Annotated in this window: 6 protein-coding genes; all 6 read right to left on the bottom strand. The window is 70.8% G+C overall.

Features of this window, described 5'->3' with window-relative positions:
• Positions 1 to 415: 415 nt before the first annotated feature.
• From C2865_RS37525 to C2865_RS41685, 6 genes are read right to left on the bottom strand one after another with little or no spacing between them, the layout of a single operon-like run.
• Complete coding sequence (locus tag C2865_RS37525) at positions 416 to 1,285, bottom strand: glycosyltransferase family 2 protein (protein ID WP_106403527.1); 870 nt, start codon at positions 1,283 to 1,285, stop codon at positions 416 to 418.
• Positions 1,286 to 1,296: 11 nt separating this feature from the next.
• Complete coding sequence (locus tag C2865_RS37520) at positions 1,297 to 2,199, bottom strand: CDP-alcohol phosphatidyltransferase family protein (RefSeq protein WP_106403526.1); 903 nt, start codon at positions 2,197 to 2,199, stop codon at positions 1,297 to 1,299.
• A gap of 1 nt (position 2,200) precedes the next feature.
• Positions 2,201 to 3,256: an iron-containing alcohol dehydrogenase family protein gene (locus tag C2865_RS37515; protein WP_106403525.1), complete on the bottom strand. Its 1,056-nt coding sequence runs from the start codon at positions 3,254 to 3,256 to the stop codon at positions 2,201 to 2,203.
• 5 nt (positions 3,257 to 3,261) lie between these two features.
• Positions 3,262 to 4,002, bottom strand: a complete 741-nt coding sequence (locus C2865_RS37510; RefSeq protein WP_106403524.1) for a phosphocholine cytidylyltransferase family protein — start codon at positions 4,000 to 4,002, stop codon at positions 3,262 to 3,264.
• Positions 3,999 to 4,643: a DUF5941 domain-containing protein gene (locus C2865_RS41690; protein ID WP_106403523.1), complete on the bottom strand. Its 645-nt coding sequence runs from the start codon at positions 4,641 to 4,643 to the stop codon at positions 3,999 to 4,001. Before C2865_RS41690 ends, C2865_RS37510 begins: the two co-directional genes overlap by 4 nt.
• Entirely contained in the window at positions 4,640 to 6,220 is a 1,581-nt protein-coding gene (locus tag C2865_RS41685) for a CDP-alcohol phosphatidyltransferase family protein (RefSeq protein WP_106403522.1), read from the bottom strand. The genes C2865_RS41690 and C2865_RS41685 overlap by 4 nt, the downstream gene beginning before the upstream one ends.
• Between the last annotated feature and the right edge of the window lie 75 nt (positions 6,221 to 6,295).

Here is a 6,295-nt window from a genome sequence, read left to right as displayed (position 1 = left end):
ACTTTTAGCACGCTGTTGAGTTCTCAAGAAACGGACTCGCTCTTTCGTCCACCCTCGCGGGCTTCCTCCGGAGCAACTCGTTCAACTTATCAGGTCTTTCTTCCCTGTCAAATCCGTTCTTTCGACCGGATTTCCCTGGAGTGGGACCCTCGCAGTTCGTTCTGCGCCTTTCGGCGTTTCCCTCGCTGCGATGTTTCTAATTTAGCAGATCCTCGCCGACTGTCAATTCGGTTTGTTTCCGCCTGCCATTCCAAAAAAGGTAATGCAGTAGCATACCTCTGTTTTTCCTGGCTTTTCGCCCACCGGCCGGCCGCCGCGATCTCAGACCGCTCAGGCGTCCCGCGCCCCGGTTGGGCACAAGAGAGAACTCTACGCTCTCCCCCGATGCGAGTCAAACCAAACCGGAAGACCGCTCTCAGACGATCGGCGGGCGCCCGGTACGGGTCATCCGCCAGGCCGTCCGCCAGCTGATGGGCCGACGTGGCCCCGCGTCGTTACGGCAACCTTCAACGAAGCCCTTGAACCAGGGCTTCAGAGCGTCCATCTTACGTTCGCGTAGGACCGTGATGCCCACCCAGTCGGCGAGGTAAACCACCGCGATCGGCCAGGGCAGGTTCCGCTTGGCCAGCCACACCCGGTTGCGCGCGTTGTACCGGTAGAAGGACGCGTGCCTCGTCGCCAGGGTCGGCGGGTGGCACATCACGGACTCCGCGTCGTAGACGATGCGGTAGCCGGCGTTCAGCACCTGCCAGGCGAGGTCGGTCTCCTCATGGGCGAAGAAGAAGTTCTCCGGCAGGCCGCCGCCCGCGTCGAAGGCCGCGCGGCGGACCGCGCTCGCCCCGCCGAGGAACGTCGTGGCGGGCGAGGACCTGCCGGGGTCGCCCGCGCGCAGCCGCGGCACGTGGCGGCGCTGGCCGGGGCCGCCGTCCGGGTCCTTGATCTGGAAGGACACGATGCCGAGCCCCGGGTCCGCCTCGAACATCGACTGGAGCCGCTTGCCCAGTTCCAGCGACGGGTAGTGCCCGTCGTCGTCCAGGAAGATCACGATGTCGCCGGTCGTCTCCTGCACGCCCCGGTTGCGTCCGGCGGGGACGCCGATGTTCTCGGGCAGCAGCAGCGTCCGGATGCGAGCGTCCTCCACCGGCGGAGTCCAGTCGCCGCGCACGCCGTTGCCGACGATGACGACCTCGACGTCCACGTCCTTCTGGTTCAGCGCGCTGCGCAGCGCACGGTCCAGCTCGACCGGGCGGTTCCCCATCGTCAGGACCACGACCGAGAGCTTCACGAAAACCTCTTCTACTTCAGCCGCCGCGAGGCGACGATGCTCACGAAGTGCAGAACCGTCTGCAGAACGGCGACGGCCGCGACGGCCACCAGCAGTCCCCTCGTCACCGACCATTCGACCGGCGACCCGAAGTAACCCCCGAGTCCTGGCTTGAACGCCGCCTCGTCGAGCGGCGAGTAGGAGAACCACCCGAAATTCCCCTCACCCGCGGGAACGGGCAGGTCGAACACGCGGTCCAGCACCGCGGCCGCGAGGATCAGCAGCGACAGTTCGACGGCGCCGATGATGCGGTGGAACTTCAGCAGGGACGCCGCCTGTCGGGCCAGCGCCAGCCAGGTCGAGGTGGGCCGCAGCGCGCGGTCTCCCCCGGGCGGGTCGGCGGGCAGCCCCGACTTGGCGCGGGCCACCACGACGTTGTCGGTCTCGGCCTTGATCAGCGCCACGCCGAGCGCGCCGAGCAGGCCGAGCATGATCCAGCCGCCCTGGCCCCAGGGGAGGTCGAACTGCTTCTCCGCGCGGAAGCCGAGGCCGATGACGACGGCGACCTCGGAGAAGTAGTGGCCGAGCCGGTCCAGGTAGACGCCGGTGATGGAGGTGCGGCCGGTGACCCGGGCGACCTCGCCGTCCGTGCAGTCCAGCACCAGGTAGAGCTGGACGAGGAGCGCGCCGACGATCGCGCTGACCAGGCCGGTGCCCCAGGCGAACACCACGCCGGCGCCGAGCCCGGAGAGGATCATCAGGTAGGTCAGCTGGTTGGGCGAGAGCCCGGCCCGCAGCGAGATCCAGGTCAGGAACGGCGACAACGAGCGGGCGTAGAGCCGTCCGGCCCAGTGCTCCTCGTTGCGGCGGTCCTTCAGGCCGGGGGGCTGGCCCTTCTCCCGGATCTCCTTGAGGCTGTAGTTCCTGGGGGGCATCTCAGCTACCGAACTCCTGTAGGTACTTGCCCACCGCGGTGCGGATCTTCGCCTCGTCCAGGTTGAGGTACTCCAGGACGGTGTAGCGGCCCGGCCGGGTGGAGGGCGCGAAGGCGACGGCCTGGGCGAACTGCTCGGCGTTGAGGCCGACGTCCCCGGGGACGAGCGGCAGCCGGTGCCGGCTCAGGCAGTCCGCGACGATCTGCGCCCGCCGCGGCTCCTCGCCGAGGTACTCCCGGCGCAGGAAGTGGCAGAACAGGGCGCCGAGCCCGGCGAGCTCGCCGTGGTTGCCGGTGCCGGGGAAGAGCCGGTCGATCGCGTGCAGGATCTCGTGGTCGCCGCCGCTGGCCGGCTGGGAGGAGCCCGCGAACGACATCGCCATGCCCGAGAGCACCAGGCCCTCGGCCAGCACGGTCAGGAAGGCGTCGGACTCGATCGAGGCGGGCTGGTGGATCAGCGCCTCGGCGGCGGTGCGCGCGACGGTCAGCGCGAGCCGGTCGATGGGCTCGCCGGTCTCGGCGTGCGCCAGCTCCCAGTCGGCGACCGCCGACAGGTTGCTGACGACGTCGCCGACGCCCGAGCGCACCAGGCCCTCGGGGGCGGCCCGCACGTAGTCCAGGTCGACGATCATGGCGATCGGCATGACGACGCCGAAGGAGCCCTTGCCCTTGTCGTGCTCCAGGGAGGCGACCGGGGAGCAGATGCCGTCGTGCGACAGGTTCGTGGCGACCGACACCATCGGGATGCCCGCGAGGGTCGCGGCGTACTTGGTGGCGTCGATGGTCTTGCCGCCGCCGATCGCGACGACCGCCTCGTAGGAGCCGCCGCGCAGCCGGCCGCCCAGCTCGACGGCGGCGTCGACGGTGCCGCCCGGCACCCGGAAGACCTCGCACTCGGCGAGCGTGGGCCGCACGTGCTCGGCGATGACGTCGCCCTGGCCGGGACCGACCGCGACGGCCACGCGTCCCTCGGTGGCGATCCGCCGGTCGGCCAGCAGCTCGCCGAGGGACGCGATCGCGCCGCGCCGCACGTCGATCGACAGCGGCGCGGTCAGCATCCGCGTCAGTAGCGGCACGCGATCTCCCTGGCCTTCTCGAGGTCGTCGTGGTTGTCCACTTCGACCCAGGAGACCTCGCCGATGGGCGCGACGGCGATGGTGCCGCCCCGGTTGACGTACTCCTGGTAGCCGTCCTCGTAGTAGAGGTCGGGGTCCTTCTCGAAGGTGGCCCGGAGCGCGTCGGCCAGCGCCTCGGCGGCGGCCGGCTCCAGCAGGGTCGCGCCGATGTACTCGCCGGCGGCCTCGGACGGGTCCATGAGCTTGGTGATGCGCTGGAGGGTGCCCTCGGGCGAGAGGATCACCTTCATCTCCTCGTCGGCGAGCTTCTTGACGTCGTCGACCGCCAGGAGGATGGAGGCCTTCTCGGGGTCGCGGGCCGCCAGCAGCGTCTTCTCGACGGAGACCGGGTGGACCGTGTCGCCGTTCACCATGAGGACGCCCTTGGCGAAGTGCTCGCGGGCCAGCCACATGGAGTAGGCGTTGTTCCACTCCTCGGCCTTGTCGTTGTGCACGAGCGTGATGCGCACGCCGTACTTCTCCTCCAGGGCCGCCTTGCGCTCCTCGACGGCGCCCGCGCAGTAGCCCACGACGATGACGACCTCGTCCAGCCCCGCCGCGGCGAGGTTGCGCAGCGAGATGTCCATGATGGTGGTCTCACCATCGACCGGCACCAGCGCCTTGGGCAGGGTGTCGGTGTACGGGCGGAGTCGGCGTCCCGCGCCGGCCGCCAGAATCATGCCGATCATGCGCCGGCCTCCTCTTCAAGATCAACTTCGGCACCTGTGCTGCCGCGCTCCGTCTCCAGCCAGGTGCGGACACTCTCCCACCCGAACAGCACGCCCAGATAAAGCGCGAGGACGGCGTAGGCGGGGGTGGCGAACCCGGCCGCCGCGGCTCCCGCGGCGACCAGCATCCGGCCGTCCCAGCCGAGTCCGGCCCGGTACACCCAGTCGGGCGGCCACAGTCCCTGGCGGGTCCGGTAGACGGTGTCGTAGTGGTGGTAGACCAGCACCGCGAGCAGCGTGTAGACCAGCGGGCGCGAGACCCCCTGGCTGAACCCGAGCACAGCGAGGTAACCATACTCGATGCCCCTGATCGCCGGGGGGACGAGCCAGTCGAGCCTGCCGCCGTGCGGGTGCGCCGAGGTGGGGCCGACCAGCAGGGTCAGCAGGACGGCGGGCGCCAGCAGCGCCGGCAGATCGCCCGTCCGGGCGCCCACGACCAGCATGAGGACCGACAGCGCGCCGACGACCAGGGTCGGCGCCAGCGGTGCCAGGCGCCCGCGGGCCAGGCCGCCGAGGGCTCGGGAGACCGGCCCGTCGTCGCGGTAGGCGAGCTGCTGCGCGGTGCGCGCCGCGGCGCGCGCTTGGGTGTCGACGACGGTCATGCCAGGGACCTCAGAACACGGCCGGAGAGGGTGTAGGCGGCGGCGAGGCCGCCCCAGGCCAGCAGGGCCAGGAACGTGACGCGGGCGTCGAAGAACGCCGCGGTCAGGGCGATGAGGGCGAAGCGCTCGCCGATCGGCAGGATGATGATCTTCTTGGCCCAGCGGGCGCCGGGGACGCGCTCCAGCGCGGCGCTCGCCCGCACGGCCAGCATGCCCAGGCCGCCGCGGCGCGCGGGCTGCCGTGCGGGCGGGTCGAGCAGGCTGTCGTCGGGGACGTCCAGCGGGAGCTCCTTGATCGGCGCCGGCGGCGCCGCGCCCTTGTGGACGGCGAAGCTGAAGTCGACCATGTGGCGGCAGGTCTGCAGGATGATCACGGCGCAGGCCAGGCCCCAGACGTCGCCGAGGCCCGCGGCGCTGTAGCCGACGGCCAGGCCGGCGTAGGCCAGGTACTCCTTGGCCCGGTCGAAGGTGGCGTCCAGCCAGGCGCCCAGCGTGGAGAACTGGCGGGTGTAGCGGGCGACCTGGCCGTCCACGCAGTCGAAGACGAAGGCGAAGTACAGCAGGATCCCGCCGGTGACCAGGCCCGTGCGGGTGCCGTCGGCGAACCACAGGGCGGCGACCGCGGCGATCGCCATGGAGATGCAGGTCACCATGTTGGGGGTGAGCCGCATCCGCGCCGCCCAGCGGGCGAGGTACTTGGAGTAGCTGCTGACGAAGTACGTGGTGAAGAAGCCGTCGTTGGACTTCACCGCCGTGTCCAGCCTGACCCGGTCCTCGTCGACGGCCTCGACGGCCCGGCGGGCGGCCGCGGCCTGCTCGGGGGCGAGGACGCGCTCGCAGACCAGGACGTCGACGTTGCGGGCGGCGACCGGCGTCCCCGCGCGGGCCAGGGCGACCAGCAGGAGGCCCGCGGCGTCGTCGCCGCGCGGGGCGGTGGCGGCCAGCACGGGGTCCTGCGCGACGGCGCGGTCGAACTCGTCGCGCGCCTCGTTGTCGACGAACACCTCGAGCCCGTCGGCGGAGCGGCGGCCGAGCTGGCGGACCGGCACGTCCACCTTCGGCAGCAGGTCCACCAGCATGGTCAGCCGGTCGCACAGCTCGGCGAGCAGGCGGGTGTCGACGACCTTGAGCGCGCCGCGGAACACCCCGCCCGGGTCGGTGACCTGGTGGAAGGGCGAGCCGGCCGAGACCACCCGCCGGCGGGCGATGCGGACGGCCGGCCGGGTGCCGGTCACCGGCTGCTTGGCGGTGACCGCCGTGGTGGTCTTGTCGCGCAGCAGGCGGATCAGCAGCTCTTCGCTGATCACCAGGTCGGCGTGCGCGAGGTAGACCTCCCCCGCCGCGCGCGCCAGTTTCCCGATCTCGAACAGGTCGGTCGCCAGGTCCGGCGACTCGATCACTTTGCGGCCGTTCTTGCGCAGCACCGAGGCCGCCTCGGGCCGGGCGACGACGCGCACGTCCGATACGTTGTGTGCCGCCAGCTGCTCCAGCAGCCGGCCGAGCACGGTCACCCGGTCGTCATACGCGAGCTCGGCTGTCGGGTCGCCTGGCTCGGTGGCCAGCACCACGAACGTCACTCGCGGCCTCCAACACAGCAGGTCAGATCAAAGCCCTCAGCCTAGTGGGTGTACGGACGGGGAACGGAGGAGTAC

The sequence above is a fragment of the Actinocorallia populi genome, assembly GCF_002995495.1.
GTDB classification, from domain to species: Bacteria; Actinomycetota; Actinomycetes; order Streptosporangiales; family Streptosporangiaceae; genus Actinocorallia; species Actinocorallia populi.
This window is presented reverse-complemented; position numbering and strand designations above follow the sequence as displayed.